Source organism: Bacillus massiliigorillae, from assembly GCF_000380245.2.
Classification (GTDB): Bacteria; Bacillota; Bacilli; order Bacillales; family DSM-1321; genus Bacillus_AD; species Bacillus_AD massiliigorillae.
Genome location: NZ_HG428746.1, coordinates 1 through 17,052, shown reverse-complemented (window position 1 = coordinate 17,052; position 17,052 = coordinate 1). Strand labels below are relative to the sequence as shown.

20 protein-coding genes and 10 tRNA genes are annotated in these 17,052 nt (G+C 36.4%); 28 read left to right on the top strand and 2 right to left on the bottom strand.

Annotated elements, in window-relative coordinates:
- Nucleotides 1-6: 6 nt before the first annotated feature.
- The 3 genes from uvsE (at nt 7) to TX86_RS22945 (ending at nt 2,987) form a co-directional block, all read left to right on the top strand.
- Entirely contained in the window at nt 7-978 is a 972-nt protein-coding gene (gene uvsE, locus TX86_RS22955; protein ID WP_042352507.1) for a UV DNA damage repair endonuclease UvsE, read from the top strand.
- Nucleotides 979-1,060: 82 nt separating this feature from the next.
- The gene (locus TX86_RS22950; RefSeq protein WP_042352506.1) at nt 1,061-1,534 is read left to right on the top strand and encodes a PH domain-containing protein; all 474 of its coding nucleotides are present in this window, start codon (nt 1,061-1,063) and stop codon (nt 1,532-1,534) included.
- Complete coding sequence (locus tag TX86_RS22945; RefSeq protein ID WP_081707813.1) at nt 1,524-2,987, top strand: PH domain-containing protein; 1,464 nt, start codon at nt 1,524-1,526, stop codon at nt 2,985-2,987. The genes TX86_RS22950 and TX86_RS22945 overlap by 11 nt, the downstream gene beginning before the upstream one ends.
- Here the strand turns inward: TX86_RS22945 and TX86_RS22940 are convergent.
- The gene (locus TX86_RS22940; protein ID WP_042352503.1) at nt 2,972-3,574 is read right to left on the bottom strand and encodes a rhomboid family intramembrane serine protease; all 603 of its coding nucleotides are present in this window, start codon (nt 3,572-3,574) and stop codon (nt 2,972-2,974) included. The two genes, TX86_RS22945 and TX86_RS22940, sit on opposite strands and share 16 nt — an antisense overlap.
- Nucleotides 3,575-3,650: 76 nt before the next feature.
- On the opposite strand from TX86_RS22940, the gene acpS reads away from it, so the two are divergent.
- The 14 genes from acpS (at nt 3,651) to TX86_RS22870 (ending at nt 14,955) form a co-directional block, all read left to right on the top strand.
- On the top strand, nt 3,651-4,001 hold the full coding sequence (gene acpS, locus TX86_RS22935) for a holo-ACP synthase (RefSeq protein ID WP_042352502.1): 351 nt from the start codon (nt 3,651-3,653) through the stop codon (nt 3,999-4,001).
- 259 nt (nt 4,002-4,260) lie between these two features.
- On the top strand, nt 4,261-5,268 hold the full coding sequence (locus TX86_RS22930) for a LolA family protein (RefSeq protein ID WP_042352501.1): 1,008 nt from the start codon (nt 4,261-4,263) through the stop codon (nt 5,266-5,268).
- A gap of 128 nt (nt 5,269-5,396) precedes the next feature.
- Nucleotides 5,397-6,548, top strand: coding sequence for an alanine racemase (gene alr, locus TX86_RS22925; RefSeq protein WP_042352499.1), 1,152 nt, complete (start codon nt 5,397-5,399; stop codon nt 6,546-6,548).
- Nucleotides 6,549-6,699: 151 nt separating this feature from the next.
- The gene (locus TX86_RS22920; protein WP_042352498.1) at nt 6,700-6,981 is read left to right on the top strand and encodes a CopG family ribbon-helix-helix protein; all 282 of its coding nucleotides are present in this window, start codon (nt 6,700-6,702) and stop codon (nt 6,979-6,981) included.
- A 7-nt stretch (nt 6,982-6,988) separates the two neighbouring features.
- A complete protein-coding gene (locus TX86_RS22915; RefSeq protein ID WP_042352691.1) occupies nt 6,989-7,339 on the top strand; it encodes a type II toxin-antitoxin system PemK/MazF family toxin in 351 nt (116 codons plus the stop codon).
- 408 nt (nt 7,340-7,747) lie between these two features.
- Nucleotides 7,748-8,587 carry an RsbT co-antagonist protein RsbRA gene (gene rsbRA / locus TX86_RS22910; protein WP_042352497.1) on the top strand — a complete coding sequence of 280 codons (840 nt, stop codon included), beginning with the start codon at nt 7,748-7,750 and terminating at the stop codon, nt 8,585-8,587.
- On the top strand, nt 8,584-8,940 hold the full coding sequence (locus tag TX86_RS22905) for an STAS domain-containing protein (RefSeq protein ID WP_042352495.1): 357 nt from the start codon (nt 8,584-8,586) through the stop codon (nt 8,938-8,940). Before rsbRA ends, TX86_RS22905 begins: the two co-directional genes overlap by 4 nt.
- Before the next feature lie 4 nt (nt 8,941-8,944).
- Nucleotides 8,945-9,343 carry an anti-sigma regulatory factor gene (locus TX86_RS22900; RefSeq protein WP_042352494.1) on the top strand — a complete coding sequence of 133 codons (399 nt, stop codon included), beginning with the start codon at nt 8,945-8,947 and terminating at the stop codon, nt 9,341-9,343.
- Between the two features lie 13 nt (nt 9,344-9,356).
- Entirely contained in the window at nt 9,357-10,373 is a 1,017-nt protein-coding gene (locus TX86_RS22895; RefSeq protein WP_042352493.1) for a PP2C family protein-serine/threonine phosphatase, read from the top strand.
- An 81-nt stretch (nt 10,374-10,454) separates the two neighbouring features.
- On the top strand, nt 10,455-10,787 hold the full coding sequence (locus TX86_RS22890) for an anti-sigma factor antagonist (RefSeq protein WP_042352491.1): 333 nt from the start codon (nt 10,455-10,457) through the stop codon (nt 10,785-10,787).
- Nucleotides 10,784-11,257, top strand: coding sequence for an anti-sigma B factor RsbW (gene rsbW / locus TX86_RS22885; protein WP_042352490.1), 474 nt, complete (start codon nt 10,784-10,786; stop codon nt 11,255-11,257). The genes TX86_RS22890 and rsbW overlap by 4 nt, the downstream gene beginning before the upstream one ends.
- Nucleotides 11,235-12,023, top strand: coding sequence for an RNA polymerase sigma factor SigB (gene sigB / locus TX86_RS22880; protein ID WP_042352489.1), 789 nt, complete (start codon nt 11,235-11,237; stop codon nt 12,021-12,023). The genes rsbW and sigB overlap by 23 nt, the downstream gene beginning before the upstream one ends.
- Nucleotides 12,023-12,628, top strand: a complete 606-nt coding sequence (locus tag TX86_RS22875; RefSeq protein WP_052343859.1) for a SpoIIE family protein phosphatase — start codon at nt 12,023-12,025, stop codon at nt 12,626-12,628. Before sigB ends, TX86_RS22875 begins: the two co-directional genes overlap by 1 nt.
- Nucleotides 12,629-12,792: 164 nt before the next feature.
- On the top strand, nt 12,793-14,955 hold the full coding sequence (locus TX86_RS22870) for a Tex family protein (RefSeq protein ID WP_042352688.1): 2,163 nt from the start codon (nt 12,793-12,795) through the stop codon (nt 14,953-14,955).
- A 61-nt stretch (nt 14,956-15,016) separates the two neighbouring features.
- Here the strand turns inward: TX86_RS22870 and cmpA are convergent, their stop codons facing one another.
- Complete coding sequence (gene cmpA, locus TX86_RS26900) at nt 15,017-15,133, bottom strand: cortex morphogenetic protein CmpA (RefSeq protein ID WP_154663219.1); 117 nt, start codon at nt 15,131-15,133, stop codon at nt 15,017-15,019.
- Nucleotides 15,134-15,216: 83 nt separating this feature from the next.
- Here cmpA and TX86_RS22865 point away from each other — a divergent pair, with 83 nt between their 5' ends.
- The 11 genes from TX86_RS22865 to TX86_RS22815 all read left to right on the top strand — a co-directional run bounded on the left by TX86_RS22865 (nt 15,217) and on the right by TX86_RS22815 (nt 16,965).
- Entirely contained in the window at nt 15,217-15,687 is a 471-nt protein-coding gene (locus TX86_RS22865; protein WP_042352487.1) for a SprT family protein, read from the top strand.
- Nucleotides 15,688-15,812: 125 nt separating this feature from the next.
- Nucleotides 15,813-15,887, top strand: a tRNA-Asn gene (locus TX86_RS22860).
- Nucleotides 15,888-15,899: 12 nt separating this feature from the next.
- Nucleotides 15,900-15,990: transfer RNA gene (locus TX86_RS22855), tRNA-Ser, on the top strand.
- A gap of 8 nt (nt 15,991-15,998) precedes the next feature.
- Nucleotides 15,999-16,070 (top strand) — tRNA-Glu (locus TX86_RS22850).
- Between the two features lie 191 nt (nt 16,071-16,261).
- Nucleotides 16,262-16,336: transfer RNA gene (locus tag TX86_RS22845), tRNA-Gln, on the top strand.
- Nucleotides 16,337-16,342: 6 nt separating this feature from the next.
- Nucleotides 16,343-16,418 (top strand) — tRNA-Lys (locus tag TX86_RS22840).
- A 10-nt stretch (nt 16,419-16,428) separates the two neighbouring features.
- Nucleotides 16,429-16,510: transfer RNA gene (locus TX86_RS22835), tRNA-Leu, on the top strand.
- A 74-nt stretch (nt 16,511-16,584) separates the two neighbouring features.
- Nucleotides 16,585-16,670, top strand: a tRNA-Leu gene (locus TX86_RS22830).
- Nucleotides 16,671-16,696: 26 nt separating this feature from the next.
- A tRNA-Arg gene (locus TX86_RS22825) sits at nt 16,697-16,773 on the top strand.
- Nucleotides 16,774-16,794: 21 nt separating this feature from the next.
- A tRNA-Pro gene (locus TX86_RS22820) sits at nt 16,795-16,871 on the top strand.
- Nucleotides 16,872-16,891: 20 nt separating this feature from the next.
- Nucleotides 16,892-16,965 (top strand) — tRNA-Gly (locus TX86_RS22815).
- Nucleotides 16,966-17,052: the final 87 nt, after the last annotated feature.

Sequence of the window (17,052 nt, the reverse complement as noted above, 5' to 3'; positions counted from 1 at the left end):
GTATTTATGACTGTATTTCGATTTGGATATGTGGCAATGAGTGTTCATGTGAAAAATGCATCTCCATCAAAAACGATGACCTATACTCAGTTCTCGAAGTTAGCTGATAGAGAAGCTGCCATAAGAAAGCTTGAGCGGATTGCTCAAAATAATCTACATAATTGTTTGCGGCTTTTGCGTCATAACGTTGCGCATCACATTAGCTTTTTTCGATTGAGCTCTAAGTTGATTCCCTTAGCGAACCATCCAGAGTTATTGGATTGGGACTATATCAAGCCACTTCGTACATCTTTAGCAGAGTTGAAAGAGTTTATAAAGACTTATCCAGATTTGCGAATTGATTTTCATCCGGATCATTTCGTCTTATTGAACACGAAAGATAAGGATGTATTTTCGGTTTCGATAAAAACACTGCAAATGCATTATATGTTATTGAAGGGAATGGGGATTGCAATCGATCACCGTTGCGTTATGCATGTAGGAGGAAGTTATCAAGATAAAGAATTAGCTTTAGAGCAGTTTATTCATAATTGGGCACTTGTCCCACATCATATTCAAAGGATGGTTATGCTTGAAAATGACGATACCACTTTTACATGGAGCGATACTTTATATGTGTGTGAAAAATTAGGGATTCCATTAGTCTTTGACTATCACCATCATTTGGCTAATCGAGAAGAAGGTAATGATTTTCAAGTGAATTGGCAACGAACTATTGCTACTTGGCAGCAAAGTAAACTGCCATTGAAAATGCATATCTCATCTCCAAAAAGCAACAAGGAATTTCGTGCTCATGCAGATTTAATTGATTTAGACATGTTTTGGGAGTTTGTGAGTGCTGTTCAAGGGACAGTTCCTCAAATAGACGTCATGATTGAGGCAAAATTAAAAGACGAAGCCTTGTTTCAGCTTATGAAGGATATTCGCTTGTCTAAGAATGTTAGGTGGTTAAATGAAGCGAGCTTTGAGCTATGTTGAAAAATGAATAGAAACTTTTTCCTTGTATATCCGTATAAAATAGAAGATTAAACATATTGGTGGGGAGAAAGGTAGAGAGGATATGGAACTTCAAAATAGGATTTCACTTAGGGCGTTGAAAGTATGGAGGCAAACAGGGTTAATTGTATCAGCTTGTATGCTTATTATCGCTATAGCTGTTACTATTATTCGTTACATTTTTGATGGACCGTTATGGCTTGTGTACGGTTCATGGGGTATGTTCGTTATTCTATTCTTGTTATTAGTATTCTTGATTCCATCTTTACGATGGAAATGGTGGCGATATGAAGTACGAGATGAAGAGATTGAAATTCAAAAAGGCTTATTTATTATTACGCGAACGTTAGTACCGATGGTTCGTGTTCAGCATGTTGATACCCAGCAGGGTCCGTTAATGCGTAAAAATAATTTGGCTTCGGTAGAAATTTCAACAGCGGCGACAGTTCATGAAATTCCAGCTTTAGATTATGATGAGGCGGAACGTCTACGGGCATTTATCGTAGAAATGATTCGAACGGTGAAAGATGATGTTTGAGGCAAAACGCTTACATCCTATCGCTATTGTTTTAAACGCTTTAAAAATTGTCAAAGATACAATACTACCTTTAATAGCTGTTTTATTATTTCAAGGTAGCAGATCATCGGATTACTACGAATTGATATTTTTAGGTATTTATTTAGTAGGGAGTATTGTGTACGGTACACTTGCTTGGTTTAAGTTTACTTATCGGATTGAAGATGGTGAAATTCGAATTGATCAAGGTATTTTTATTAAAAAGAAACGTTATATTCGACTAGAAAGAATACAAAGTATTGATGTAACGGAAGGGATATTGCAAAGGCTTTTTTCTTTAGTGAAAGTAACAATTGATACTGCTGGTTCAGCAAAGCAACAAGCTGAAGCGGTATTAACAGCTATACCTAAGCATGAAGCGGAGTTGTTTCAGTCTATATTAGATGAAGCAAAGAGAGGGAAAATAGAAGTTAGTAATCAAGATGCAGATGTGACAACTGACGAGTCGACTCCTATTGTAAAAGAAGAAAAAATATTATTCCAAATGTCATTTAAAGAACTGTTCGTTATGGGAGCGACATCTGGTGGTGTGGGGATTGTGTTCTCGGGTGCATTGGCATTGTTCAGTCAGTTTGTACAATTTATCGAATTTGATAAAGTGTATTCGAAGCTTGAGGCAATGGTAACAGTAGCGTCGTGGTTATTTATTGTGCTAATTGTTATTATTGTATTATCGTTAGCTTACCTTATCGCTACAATTGGTATTATACTGAAATACGCTTACTTTACAGTAAAGAAATCAAGTAATGAAATTGTCATTACAAGAGGCTTGCTTGAACGACGACAATTTACGATTTCGTCTAATAAAATACAAGCTATTCGAGTGGTGGAAAATCTGATACGCCAGCCGTTAGGCTATGCAACGGTCTATGTTGAAACTGCATCAGGTTCAGTGTCTGATAGTGAAAATGCTAAAGTAATGTTGTTTCCGCTTATTAAGAAACGTCACTTAGCTTCATTTCTAGAAAAGGTCACGGATGATTATGCCGTAGATGTTACTATGAAGGCTGTACCAAAAAGAGCATTGAGAAGATACATGATTCGAGAATGTTATTGGTGGGTGCCAATTATAGCAATCCTTATATATTTCTTCAGACCTTTGGGTTTTGGCTCAATGGTATTGCTAATTGTTGGTTTGCTTTGGGGTTATTTATCATATAGAGAGGCTGGTTGGAATTTAAAGAATCAGCAATTAACATTAACGTACAGAGCGTTTTCAAAACAAACTTATATTGTGCGTAAGAAGAGAATACAATCGATGAAAACTCGACAAAGCCTATTCCAAAAAAGAAGAAAGCTAGGAACATTATCTGTTTACAGTAAAACTGGGTTAGGTCCTAGCAGAGGTAGGGTATTAGATATATCTGAAGAAGATTTACTGCATATTCGAAATTGGTTTCAAAGGAAAGTATAATAGGTTTTTTTGATGAAGAATTTCGCTAAAATGAAACCAATTAAACAGCCACTGAAATGAGCGATTATATTTACATTAGGTTGTAAGAAAGACATGATTATGGCAATTGCTGAGATTGCTTTAATCATTTGTGAATCTTGTTTTGTTAGTAACTGTGTTTTGAAGAAAACGATGTAAAGATAAAAACCTAATAATCCAAAGATAACGCCACTTGCGCCAAGATGTGAATAATTAAGCGGTTTAATAAGATACGTAACAATGTTAGCGCCAATTCCACAAAGTAAATAGAAAAGGATAAAGCGGAATGGCCGTAGCATACTTTCGATAGCAGGACCAAATATAAGTAGAGCAAAATTGTTAAATATAAAGTGAGTAAGGGCACTATGGAGGAAAATCGGTGTAACGAGTCTCCATAGTTGTCCTTCTTTTATGTATAGATTGAAACCGATTAATTGGTTTATGATTGTGTTCTGTGGAAAGAAAGGTATATGAATAGCTAAAAAAAGTAGGGTGTTAATGGCAATGATGATAGAAATAACAGGATACATTTGAATAAATTGATTAAAGGTTTCTCTTCGGGCGAACATAATTTCAACTCCATTAACAATTCAGTTATGATATTAACAGTATATTCAAAAAAAGTTTTTTTAGAAGGTGGAAAGCATGATTAAGGGAATTGGTTTAGATATTATTGAAATAGATCGAGTGCGTCAATTAGTAGAAAAGCAACCAAAGTTCGTAAAACGGATTTTGACGGATGATGAACAAAAACGATATGAATCATTGAAAAGTGGACGTCGTATTGAATACCTTGCTGGTCGCTTTGCAGTAAAAGAAGCGTTTTCGAAAGCGGTTGGTACTGGTATAGGAGAAGGGTTGAGTTTTCTAGATATCGAAACGTCTTATGATGATAAGGGAAAACCTTGTATAACTAAGCCGATTTCAGAAGGTGTACATGTATCTATTACTCATAGCCAAGCCTTCGCTGCGGCCCAAGTTATTATAGAAGCGTAAATTCTTTTGCTCCCTCTTAGCCAAAAAAAGCTTGTCATGACTTGGACATATTCAAGGGATACCTTACATATACTTGTAGTGCTATAGGTGAGACAAGGTCCGGTAAAGGGAACTTGGAGGAAAAGGTTACTTGTTGAATATATACTTTTATCGTTCTTATATTACATTTATACAATGCATATTGATATGAATAAATCCATGCCTAATTTAAGCCTCTTTGTCTCCCTTTTTTGTGTAAATAAAAGAAGGGGTTGAAAAGATGAGAAAATTATTGCTAATCATGGTGGGAATTATGTTGTTACTAGCTTTATCTGCTTGTGGACAGAAGTCGAAGGATGATGTTGTTCAATCATTAAATAAAAAAATGGAGCAGATGAAGAGTTATAGTGCAAATGCAAAAATGACGCTTAAAATGGGTGATGAACCGCAGGTATATGATGTGGAAATTTGGTATAAGAACCCTGATTTTTATCGTGTGAAATTGAAAAATGAGAAGAAAGAGCAAAGTCAAATGATTTTGCGTAATAAAGAAGGTGTATTTGTTTTAACACCTGCATTGAATAAAAGCTTTCACTTTCAAAGTGAATGGCCAAAAAACAGCAGCCAAGCGTATTTATATGAAAGTATTGTAAAAGATATTGTAGAAGATAAAGACTCAAGCTTTAAAGCGAATGAAAAAGAGTATGTGTTTGAAACGAAAACAAGATATCAAAACAGCAAAATGTTACCATCACAAGAAATTACTTTGGACAAAAAAAATCTAGCGCCAGTTAGTGTTAAGGTGATGGATCCGGATCGAAATGTATTAGTAACAGTTCAATTCACAAAGGTTTCGTTTAATCCTTCCTTTGATAAGGATGATTTCGATATGAAGAAGAACATGACAGGTGCCCAGCTTGAGGTTCCGGTAATGGCAGATGCCAAGAGTAAAGAGTTTAGCCTGAAGTATCCAGCTGATACGGAAAGTATTAAACTTGTTGATGAAAAGGAAGTAGCCACTGAGAATGGAAAGCGTTATGTTCTAACATATGAAGGTGATAAGAGCTTTACGCTGATTGCGGAGAAAGCGGAAGTGGTCGAATCATCTACTGTACCCACAAGCATACTTGGAAACCCTGTTGATTTAGGCTATACAGTTGGTGCTTTAACGGATAAGAGCATTTCTTGGACATATGAAGGTGTGGACTATACAATTGCTTCTCAAAATTTATCTCAAGAAGATTTAATCGATATTGCACAATCTGTTCAAGTAACGCCAGTGAAATAGTTTGGAAGTAAGCAGGTCATATTTTGGCCTGCTTCATCTTTCCATTGTTAATTAAACAAAAAGAGTCTACTTTCCTATATAATAATGAACATAGATTTGAATGCGGATAAGAAGGAAGGTTTATATAAGTGATTTCAGCATTTTACAGAGATACTTGGATAGAAATTAATCTCGATGCTATATATGATAATGTGCATAGTATGAGACAATACTTGCGCGATGATGTTAAGTTAGGTGCTGTTGTAAAGGCGAATGGATATGGTCATGGAGTTATTGAGGTGGCCGAAACAGCATTGAAAGCTGGTGCAGATTTTCTAGTAGTAGCAATACTTGATGAAGCGATTCAGTTAAGACAAGCAGGGTTCCAATCGCCGATTCTTGTACTTGGAGTGGTGCGATCATCTGATGCTGCGGTTGCGGCACAACATAATATATCTGTAACGGTTTTTCAACATGAGTGGTTAGAGAGTGCGATTAATCATCTACCTGAAGGAGCAAAGCTATCCGTCCATATTAAGTGTGATACCGGAATGGGGAGACTTGGATTTAGAAACGCAGAGCAAGTAAAAAAAGCGGAAGAAATCATTAAAAATTCAGGTGTACTATCTTTAACGGGAATTTTCACGCACTTTGCAACGGCTGATGAATTGGATAATACGTTATTTCAAAAGCAATACGCTAGGTTTACAGAGATGGTTAGTGCATTATCTGAAAGACCATCACTTGTGCATAGTGGGAATAGTGCAGCTTCGTTGCGCTTTGAAGATACATGGTTTAATGCTGTTAGATTTGGTATATCCATGTATGGGCTAAGCCCTTCCATGGAAATAAAGGAATGCTTACCTTTTCCTTTAAAGGAAGCTCTGTCTTTACACACAAAGATTTCACATGTTAAACAAATTGAAAAGAATGAAACAGTCAGCTATGGTGCGACGTATAAAGCTCAGGAAGAAGAATGGATTGCGACAATACCGATTGGTTATGCAGATGGTTGGTTGCGTAAGTTGCAGGGGCAAGAAGTGTTAATTGATGGTAAGCGAATGCCGATTGTTGGGCGTGTATGTATGGATCAATGTATGGTGAAATTGCCTTCATTTTATCCTGTTGGAACAGAAGTAACGCTTATAGGCGTAGATGGTACAGAACTCATTTCTGTAGATGAAATAGCAGCAAAATTAGAAACTATTAATTATGAAGTGATTTGTATTCTTGGGCGAAGAATCCCACGTAAATACATGAAAGCTGGGCAAGTCTGTTCTGTCCATAATGATTTAATATAAAAAATATTTGTGAACACGCATAAAAAAGATGTGGTAGCGCCTATAATAATATTATGGAAAAGCCAATAATTCCTTTGCAAATTTCCTTATTAATGGTAATATGAAGGGTGAAATAGTATTAGGTGTGTAGTGATGGTGGAGGTGTATTCTTGTGTCTGAACCCAGCGTAACTAGAGAAATATTAATTCAGTTACCACAGAATCTCTTAACTGAGCTCGATGGATGTGTGCAAGAGGACAACGTTAATCGCAACGAACTTCTATATCGAGCAACTAAAATGTATCTTCACGAAAGAAAAAAGAGAAAACTTCGTGATGAAATGAAACGTGGCTATATTGAAATGGCTACGATTAATTTGAGCATTGCCTCTGAAGCCTTTCAAGCAGAGTACGAGGCTGAGCACTGCGTCGAACGATTAGTAAGCGGGGGGTAATCCTGTGATCGTTGTTAAGCGCGGTGACGTATACTATGCAGACTTGTCCCCTGTGGTAGGCTCCGAGCAAGGTGGAACCCGCCCTGTGTTGATTATTCAGAATGATATCGGTAATCGCTTTAGCCCTACTGTGATTGTAGCGGCCATTACTGCTCAAATACAAAAAGCTAAGCTTCCAACGCATGTCGAAATCGATGCCAAGAAGTATGGATTCGAACGAGACTCTGTCATTCTAATGGAACAAATACGGACCATTGATAAGCAGCGCTTAACTGATAAGATCACTCATTTAGATGAGCATATGATGAAGAAAGTAGATAATGCTTTGCAAATCAGTACGGGACTAATAGAGTTTTGAATCTTATATATTTACTATAAAGGTCTCTTCTTAAGGAAGAGGTCTTTTTTTTATGCCTTTTTTAAAGGTGTGCAAAACATCAAGAATGCCGTTTTATGGAATAAAAAAATAGTGAAGTTTCTGCTAAAATAAAAAAGAATATGTGTGCAAACGATGAGTAGTTGCAACATATTTGATGAAAAGATTAGGAATATTAAAGAGTTTCGATTTTGTTCATGAAAAATTCTTTGTTTTACAATAAATAAACCATAGGTACTAAAGTTTTAGTGCAATATCATCAATTTTCCACTAAATATCGTTAAGTTATGTGTTTTAAACATCAAATTATGTTCTAGTGGTTACAAAACGACAACAAATTTTTGACAGAATAATTTTGAAATTATAAGTGTGTTAAAATAGGAGGGTATTATGAATCAATTAGTAGTAACGTATATTATTGAAAATAAAGACGAAATATTAGTAAAATGGATGAATTTGGCTCGTGAAGATTTAGATTTCCAATCAATAAATCTTTATTCTGAGCAAGTTTTTAAGGAAACGAGTACTGAATTTCTTGATTTGATTATCGCTAAAGAAAAAGAAACAACTGAAGGTTTTAAGGTGAAACTAAATAGTTTCACAGAAAAAGCCATTCAAATCGGTTGGCCACTTTCCTTTGTTAGTGATGGTTTGACTAAATTTAATATTATTATCATTGATAGCATGATTCATGATGGTGCTATTAGTGAGAATAATCAAACTGAAATTCTGTACAATTTCCACAAATGGTCGAGTCCGATGGGAACGGAAATCATTAATACATATACCCAATCTTGGGAACAAACGGTTTTATTACAAAAAATCGCACTCCAAGAGTTATCAGCTCCATTAATTCCTGTGTTAGAAGGTATAACTGTAATGCCACTTGTTGGAACGATTGATACGGAAAGAGCTAGACAAATCATGGAGAATTTGTTGAATGGTGTTGTAGAGCATCGGTCAGAAGTAGTGTTGATTGATATTACAGGTGTTCCGTTAGTGGATACAATGGTCGCTCATCATATTATTCAAGCTGCAGAAGCAGTAAGGCTAGTAGGAGCAACATGTATACTCTGTGGGATTCGACCAGAAATTGCACAAACGATTGTTAATTTAGGAATAAATTTAAATGAAGTCATTACGAAAAACACCTTGAAAAGGGGTATTGAAGAGGCTTTAGTTCTAACAAATCGCAAAATCGAAAATATAGATGCGGAGGGAATTGTATGAGAATACCAATATTAAAATTATACGATTACCTTTTAGTATCTATACAATGGGAGCTTGATGATGGAACAGCTCTTCAGTTTCAAGAAGATTTATTGAAGAAGATTCATGAAACAAGTGCAAGTGGTGTAGTAATTGATTTAACTTCGATTGATTATATAGATTCATTTATTGCCAAAATACTTGGAGATGTTGTTAGTATGTCTAAATTAATGGGGGCGAAAGTAGTACTAACAGGAATTCAGCCTGCTGTTGCTATTACGCTAATCGAATTAGGAATTACATTAAATGATGTATTCACAGCATTAGATTTAGAAAAAGGTTTAGAGAAACTACAACTGGAACTGGGGGATTGAATATATGGATCAATCCTATATCAAAATAATGAATGAATGGGATATTGTAGCGGCCAGGCAATTAGGGCGTAATGTAGCTAAAGAATTGGGTTTTGGAATTGTAGATCAAGCTCGAATTACAACTGCAATCAGTGAGCTTGCTCGTAATATATATTTATATGCTGGTCAAGGAATGATTTGTATCGATAAAGTACAGGAACATGGTGAAATCGGGATATTAATAAAAGCGAGTGATGAAGGTCCAGGTATTCTTGATATACGAAAAGTGATGGAAGATGGATATTCAACTTCAGGGGGATTAGGAGCAGGGCTTCCGGGTGTTAAAAGGTTAATGGATTCTTTTGATATTGACTCTATACCTGGTAAAGGTACAAGCATTAGCGCAACTAAATGGCTCCGCTAAGGAGGGGAAATAAATGATTGAGAATGACTCTAGCCAAATAGAAAATGGTTATAAAAAAGCATTGATGAAATATGTTCAAGAACAGACGGAACAGCAGTTATATCAAGGGCAGTTGTTAAGTAGAAAAACCATTGAGCATAATATTTCTCCGGAAGAAATCATTAGTTGGCATAAAAAAGCATTACTCGATATATTTCCTGAGACACGGCCAGAGATATTAGATTCACTGGATTTCTTGTTAGAAGTAATGATGGGATATGGAATTGCTTATCGAGAAACACAAAGTTTACGTCATATCCAACAAGAATTGAATTCAGAGATGGAAATTGCAGCAAATGTACAAAGTACGTTACTTGAAACGAAGATACCAGAGCTAGAAGAATTAGAAATTGGATCAATTAGTATACCAGCTAAACATATGAATGGTGATTTCTATCAATTTCTTCAAGATGAAACAGGTAATATTGGTGTTGCGATTGCGGATGTAATTGGGAAAGGTATACCGGCGGCCTTATGTATGAGTATGATTAAATATGCCATGGATAGTATTCCTGATCAAAAGCATCTACCAAGCCATGTTCTTCAAGCACTTAATATGGTTGTGGAGCGAAATGTGGATACAAGCATGTTTATTACGATGTTTTATGGAATGTACAATCCGAAGACGTCGATTTTCTCTTACGCTTCGGCTGGTCATGAACCAGGATTGTACTACCATGCGGACACGAACAGTTTTGAAGAGCTTTATGCGAAAGGATTGCTTTTAGGAGTTAATAAGGATACAACATATAAGCAGTACGAACAACAAGTGAATATTGGGGATATGATTATTCTTATGTCAGATGGTGTAACGGAATGTCGAAATGAGAATGGTTTTATTGAAAAAGAATATTTAATTAATTTAATCCAGCAAAATATTCATTTTCATCCAAATGAGATTGTCCTGAATGTCTACAAACATCTAGAAAAGTTGCAGCATTTTAAATTGAGAGATGATTTTACCTTGATAATTTTGAAAAAAGTACAATAACCAGTCTTTTTACTATAGCTATGATGTTTACAATATTTAGGTTTGGGTAAAGGAAGGTTATTTAATGAGGTGGATTAGGGAATGAATTTTAAAATCGATGTAAATGATATGAAGCAAAATGTAGAAGTGTTCATTAAGGGTGAGATTGATGCTTATACAGCACCAGAGCTGAAAGAAACATTAGAACAAGTAGCGGGTCGACAACAAGTATCTATTTTAGTGGATTTATCAGATGTATCTTATATGGATAGCACTGGGCTTGGATTGTTTGTGGGAATCTTTAAACAAGTTCGTGCAAATAATGGGAAGTTCAAACTAGTTGGTTTATCTGCAAGATTAAAACGTTTATTTGATATAACTGGGCTTACTGAAATCATTGATATTACAAGCGATACAAAGGGTGGAATATTATGAAGCAAGGCTATGATTATGTTGAAATGAAAGTACCTGCTAAGCCTGAATATATTGGAATTGTACGATTAACGCTTTCTGGAATTGCTAGTAGGATGGGATTTTTGTATGAGGATATTGAAGACTTAAAGGTTGCAGTTAGTGAAGCTTGTACAAATTCGGTTCAACATGCTTATACTGATTCAGACAGAGGAGAAGTTCTAATTGGATTTGGTTTGTATCATGACCGTTTGGAAATGATGGTTGCAGATCATGGGAATAGTTGTGATTTGGAGCAAATAAGGCAAGATCTAGGCCCTTACGAAGAGCATCATGAAGTGGAATTTTTAAGAGAGGGTGGATTAGGTCTATATTTGATTGAAACTTTAATGGATAAGGTTAGTATTCATCAGAATCAGGGCGTAACTGTATTTATGACTAAGTTTCTAGAGAGAGAGCAGGTGGAGGATGATGCAGAAACAATCTCAACCTAATCAAGAAATGAGAAATCAAATAAATGCTTGGATTAAGGCTTATCAGTTACACCAAGATGAGGAAGCTCAAAAGCATTTAGTTATGCATTATAAAGGCTTAGTCCAAACTATAGCCCGAAAGTATGCTAAAGGGAGATCGTTTCAGGAAGATATATATCAAGTAGGAATGATTGGTTTGTTAGGAGCAATACGTCGTTATGATGAAACGTATGGTAAAAGTTTTGAAGCTTTCGCTGTACCTACGATTATCGGAGAAATTAAACGATTCTTACGAGACAAAACATGGAGTGTACATGTTCCTCGTAGAATAAAGGAATTAGGCCCGAAAATTAAAAAAGCTGTGGAAGAGTTAACGACAGACCTTGGGCGCTCACCTCGTGTTGATGAAATAGCTACTTACATTTCTGTATCTGAAGAAGAAGTGCTTGAAGCGATGGAGATGGGGAAAAGCTACCAAGCTTTATCCGTTGATCATACGATAGAAGCAGATTCAGATGGCGGAACGGTTACATTATTAGATATTTTCGGAAATGTTGACGATGGATACGAGAAGGTAAATCAACGCCTTGTTTTAGAAAAAGTACTGCATGTATTAACAGATCGAGAAAAAATGATTATTAAGTATACATATCTTGATAATTTAAGTCAGAAAGAAGCTGGCGAATTGTTAAATATTTCTCAAATGCATGTCTCTAGATTACAAAGAAGAGCCATTAAGAAGTTGCGAGAAGCCATTCATGCTGAAAGTACATCGGAGTTTGTTTAATGCGTTGTGAAATGATGAACGATAAAGTGGAGTTGATCGTGAAACAAATAGCAAAAGGAAATAATCATTATTGTGGTGACGCATATTTCTATACCACTACAGAAGAATATTTCATTTGCGTATTAGCTGATGGGCTTGGTAGTGGAGAATTTGCATATGAATCTTCTACTGCTATCACAGAAATCGTGGAATCGAATCATCAACTTGCTATTGAAGACTTATTAGCGAAGTGTAATGAGGCGCTAGTTAAGAAAAGAGGAGCAGCTGTTGCTATTTTTAAAGTGATTTTTAAAGAACGTCAATTTCAATACATATCCGTTGGGAATATTCGTTTTTTTCTGTATAAACCCATTTCCCAGAAACTGATTTATCCACTACCAACTAATGGTTATCTTTGCGGGAGACTGAACAAATTTCATAAACATACTTACTCGTACGAACCTTTATCGAGATTTATGTTTTTTTCAGATGGTTTAGAGTTAAAGGGAACGACATCTTATATGAAGAAAGAAGTAGCTCTTTCTTTAATTATAGAAGAAATATGGAATCAGAATGGTGCTAAATCAGATGACGTTACTTTAATTATGGGAAGCTTACTTCAATAGAGGTAGGCTTTTTTCTATTAAAACATCTCGTATGTTCTTAAAAAATATAAAGGGATTTATATGTATATAAACGAAATTGTTATAGAGATTAGGAGAGTATAAATCAGTTTGGTAAAATAAAAGTAGACTATCTATTTGGAGGATTAACATTGACTATTACAGAAATGAAAAAAGTGGATGTAAGTGCAGTGATAGCTCGAGAATTACAAGTCGGCGTTAAATCAGTTCAACAAGTAATCCAGCTTCTAGAAGAAGGAAATACTGTGCCGTTTATCGCGAGATATCGTAAAGAAATGACAGGAAGCATGGATGAAGTACAAATTCGAGATGTAATGAATCGTTGGAATTATCTTGAGAATTTACATAAAAGAAAAGAAGAAGTGCTTCGTATTATTGAAGAGCAAGGAAAGCTAACAGAAGAATTACAAGCTGCTATTACTAAGGCAGATAAGTTGCAAACAGTGGAAGATTTATACCGTCCATTTAAGCAAAAACGACGCACGAAAGCAACTGTTGCAAAAGAAAAAGGATTAGAGCCATTAGCGGAATGGATTCTGACTTTCCTTAAAAATGTTTCAGTGGAAGAAAAGGCTGCGACATTTATAGATGAAGAGAAGGAAGTTACTTCTGTAGAAGAGGCGATTAATGGTGCTAAGGATATCATAGCTGAAAGTATTTCGGATGATGCCGCTTTAAGACAATGGATTCGAACAACAACATTTAAAATGGGAACAATCCATTCTGTCAGTAAAGATGAAGAAAAAGACGAGAAAAATGTTTTTGAGAACTATTATGATTATGAAGAACCGATTCAGAAAATCGTTCCGCATCGAGTGTTAGCTGTTAATCGTGGTGAGAAAGAAGAGATTCTTCGCGTTTCAGTTAAAGTTGATTCTGAAAAAATTCATACATATATGGAGCGTCAAGTAATTAAGGTAGCTCACTCAGCTGTTGAAAACATTGTGAAAGAAGCAATCGAAGATGCTTATAAGCGACTTATTCAGCCATCAATAGAAAGAGAAATTCGCAATGAATTAACGGAGAAGGCGGAAGATCGAGCAATTCATATTTTTGCAGAGAACTTAAAGAATTTGCTCCTGCAACCACCGCTAAAAGGTAAAGTTGTGTTAGGTGTCGATCCTGCGTATCGAACTGGTTGTAAGCTTGCGGTAGTAGATGAAACAGGAAAGATGGAGCAAATTGCTGTAATCTATCCTCATCCTCCAGCGGCTAAGAAGGAGGAAGCGAAGAAGAAAGTTCTTTCTATAATTGATAGCTATAAAGTAGAATTAGTTGCGATTGGGAACGGAACAGCTTCTCGTGAAACAGAACAGTTCATTGCTGATTTATTGAAAGAAACGAAAGGGAATATTTCGTATATTATCGTTAATGAAGCGGGAGCGAGTGTATATTCTGCTTCTGATTTAGCGAGAGAGGAATTTCCTGATCTTCACGTTGAAGAAAGAAGTGCTGTATCTATTGCTAGAAGATTGCAAGATCCACTAGCTGAACTAGTGAAGATTGATCCGAAGTCAGTAGGTGTTGGGCAGTATCAGCATGATGTTTCTCAGAAAAAATTAAATGAGTCTTTAGCGTTTGTTGTGGAAACAGCTGTTAACCAAGTAGGGGTGAATGTGAATACAGCATCCTCTTCTTTATTACAATATGTTGCAGGCTTATCTAAATCTGTAGCAAATAATATTGTGAAGAAAAGAGAAGAAGAGGGAGCATTCCTAACAAGAAAACAACTAAAGAAAATTCCACGTCTTGGTGCAAAAACATATGAACAGTGTATTGGTTTCTTACGTATTCCAAATGGAACAGAACCATTGGACAGCACTGCAATACATCCGGAAAATTATGAAGATGTATTAAGTTTACTGACGAAATTAGGATTTAGTACAAAAGATATTGGAACTAAACCTTTGCAGGAAGAGCTAGAGAAAATTGATTATCCAACATTAGCTAGTGAATTGAATATTGGTGAAATTACATTAAAGGATATTGTAGATTCATTAATGAAACCGGGAAGAGATCCTCGTGATGAGTTAGCTGCACCGTTATTGAAACAAGATGTTTTGAAGATGGAAGACTTATCAGAGGGTATGGAGTTGCAAGGAACGGTTCGTAATGTTGTCGATTTTGGTGCATTTGTTGATATTGGTGTGAAGCAAGATGGCTTAGTTCATATATCTAAATTGAGCAAGAACTTTGTAAAGCATCCATTAGATATCGTTTCAGTTGGTGATGTTGTCACTGTTTGGGTGGACTCTGTAGATGCAAAGAAACAGCGAGTAGCCTTAACGATGTTACCACCGAATAAATAGAATGGAAGAAAGGGGCTGTCAGAGAAGTGATTTACTATCAATTCTCTGACGCCTTTTTTGATTATAGATTCTTATTAGTCTTTCTGTAGAAGTACCAGCATTGATTGAGTAAGTGTACTTGATAGGAGTCTTTAGTTAAGAAAGCTTTTTGGAGTTGTTTTTGTAACCATCTAGGCATTCTATTACCTCCTGAAATTCATAGGTGTTTATCATTGTATGTTATAATGGTTTGTCATGTTTCATAGAAAGAGGTGGATTGATGTGAATGATGAACAATTGCAAAGGCTGACGGAAGAATTGTCATTAAAATACTTTCATAAGCCATTCCAGCATATAGCGTTTTTTAATAAGCGTCTTCGTACAACTGGCGGACGATACATGCTTGGGAGCCACAATATTGAAATCAATTATACCTATTATGAACAATACGGTTTAGATGAGTTAGTAGGAATTATTAAACATGAATTGTGTCATTACCATCTTCATCTTGAAAACAGAGGATATAAACATCAAGATACTGATTTCAAGCAACTATTAAAAAAAGTAGGAGCGCCAAGATTCTGTACACCGCTACCATCAAAGAAGAAGAAAAGAAGTAGTAAGAGAATTTATTACTTCCAATGTACTTCGTGTTGTACCCAATATATAAGAAAAAGAAATATAAATCTTACTAAATATGTATGCGGAAAATGCAGAGGAGCCCTTAAACAAAAGGGGATGAAAGAGATTTAAATAGGAAATATAATTTTTTTAACTAACTTGTTGACATTAGGAAGAAATGTAATTATAATTTGAAGAGTCGATACGGTAATTAACTAATAAACAATTACAAATGTATTTACAACTTTATCTATTGTTCCGCAGTAGCTCAGTGGTAGAGCACTCGGCTGTTAACCGAGCGGTCGTAGGTTCGAATCCTACCTGCGGAGCCATTTTTATGTCTTGGGGAAGTACTCAAGAGGCTGAAGAGGCGCCCCTGCTAAGGGTGTAGGTCGGGTAACCGGCGCGAGGGTTCAAATCCCTCCTTCTCCGCCAGACAATATGGCCCGTTGGTCAAGCGGTTAAGACACCGCCCTTTCACGGCGGTAACACGGGTTCGAATCCCGTACGGGTCATCACTATAGAGAATGGGAGGCGATTGGTCGCTTCCCATTCTCTAACTTATCACATATATTGAAATCAGCTAAAAAAACTTTTTCAAAAAAAGCTTGCTTTTGCAGATTGGTATATGGTAGTATAAATGAGTTGCTTCTGGAAGAGGTTAAGTTTTATTCTTCGAAGCTATACTGATATAACATTTAAATGATGGGCTATAGCCAAGCGGTAAGGCAACGGATTTTGATTCCGTCATGCGAAGGTTCGAATCCTTCTAGCCCAGCCATCTAGAGAGCCATTAGCTCAGTCGGTAGAGCATCTGACTTTTAATCAGAGGGTCGAAGGTTCGAATCCTTCATGGCTCACCATTTTTTATTCGCGGGTGTGGCGGAATTGGCAGACGCACCAGACTTAGGATCTGGCGCCTTACGGCGTGGGGGTTCAAGTCCCTTCACCCGCACTCAAGAAAAAATAAAAAAACAGTTGACACTGAAAAGTTATGCTGGTATAATAAGTTTTGTCACTTACGACTTTGCGGTCGTGGCGGAATGGCAGACGCGCTAGGTTGAGGGCCTAGTGGGGGAAACCCTGTGGAGGTTCAAGTCCTCTCGGCCGCACCAAATGACATCTTAGAAAAAAACAACATGCGCCCGTAGCTCAATTGGATAGAGCGTCTGACTACGGATCAGAAGGTTATGGGTTCGACTCCTTTCGGGCGCGCCATTATATTTATAAAACAAAAACCGGGGAGTAGCTCAGCTTGGTAGAGCACTTGGTTTGGGACCAAGGGGTCGCAGGTTCAAATCCTGTCTTCCCGACCATTCTCCAGTTTATATAATATGCGGGTGTAGTTTAGTGGTAAAACCTCAGCCTTCCAAGCTGATGATGAGAGTTCGATTCTCTTCACCCGCTCCAATTAAATTGTTCTTTGAAAACTAAACAAGACAACACGTCAACGTTAATTCTAAAATAAGTTTCTACTAGATAGAAACAAAACTTTTA

Excerpts from the sequence above, each read along its gene's own strand:
- uvsE (WP_042352507.1), top strand. The coding sequence starts at position 7 with ATGACTGTATTTCGATTTGGATATGTGGCAATGAGTGTTCATGTGAAA.
- TX86_RS22950 (WP_042352506.1), top strand. The coding sequence starts at position 1,061 with ATGGAACTTCAAAATAGGATTTCACTTAGGGCGTTGAAAGTATGGAGG.
- TX86_RS22945 (WP_081707813.1), top strand. The coding sequence starts at position 1,524 with ATGATGTTTGAGGCAAAACGCTTACATCCTATCGCTATTGTTTTAAAC.
- TX86_RS22940 (WP_042352503.1), bottom strand. The coding sequence starts at position 3,574 with ATGTTCGCCCGAAGAGAAACCTTTAATCAATTTATTCAAATGTATCCT.
- acpS (WP_042352502.1), top strand. The coding sequence starts at position 3,651 with ATGATTAAGGGAATTGGTTTAGATATTATTGAAATAGATCGAGTGCGT.
- TX86_RS22930 (WP_042352501.1), top strand. The coding sequence starts at position 4,261 with ATGAGAAAATTATTGCTAATCATGGTGGGAATTATGTTGTTACTAGCT.
- rsbRA (WP_042352497.1), top strand. The coding sequence starts at position 7,748 with ATGAATCAATTAGTAGTAACGTATATTATTGAAAATAAAGACGAAATA.
- TX86_RS22905 (WP_042352495.1), top strand. The coding sequence starts at position 8,584 with ATGAGAATACCAATATTAAAATTATACGATTACCTTTTAGTATCTATA.
- TX86_RS22900 (WP_042352494.1), top strand. The coding sequence starts at position 8,945 with ATGGATCAATCCTATATCAAAATAATGAATGAATGGGATATTGTAGCG.
- TX86_RS22895 (WP_042352493.1), top strand. The coding sequence starts at position 9,357 with ATGATTGAGAATGACTCTAGCCAAATAGAAAATGGTTATAAAAAAGCA.
- TX86_RS22890 (WP_042352491.1), top strand. The coding sequence starts at position 10,455 with ATGAATTTTAAAATCGATGTAAATGATATGAAGCAAAATGTAGAAGTG.
- rsbW (WP_042352490.1), top strand. The coding sequence starts at position 10,784 with ATGAAGCAAGGCTATGATTATGTTGAAATGAAAGTACCTGCTAAGCCT.
- sigB (WP_042352489.1), top strand. The coding sequence starts at position 11,235 with ATGCAGAAACAATCTCAACCTAATCAAGAAATGAGAAATCAAATAAAT.
- TX86_RS22875 (WP_052343859.1), top strand. The coding sequence starts at position 12,023 with ATGCGTTGTGAAATGATGAACGATAAAGTGGAGTTGATCGTGAAACAA.
- TX86_RS22870 (WP_042352688.1), top strand. The coding sequence starts at position 12,793 with ATGAAAAAAGTGGATGTAAGTGCAGTGATAGCTCGAGAATTACAAGTC.
- cmpA (WP_154663219.1), bottom strand. The coding sequence starts at position 15,133 with ATGCCTAGATGGTTACAAAAACAACTCCAAAAAGCTTTCTTAACTAAA.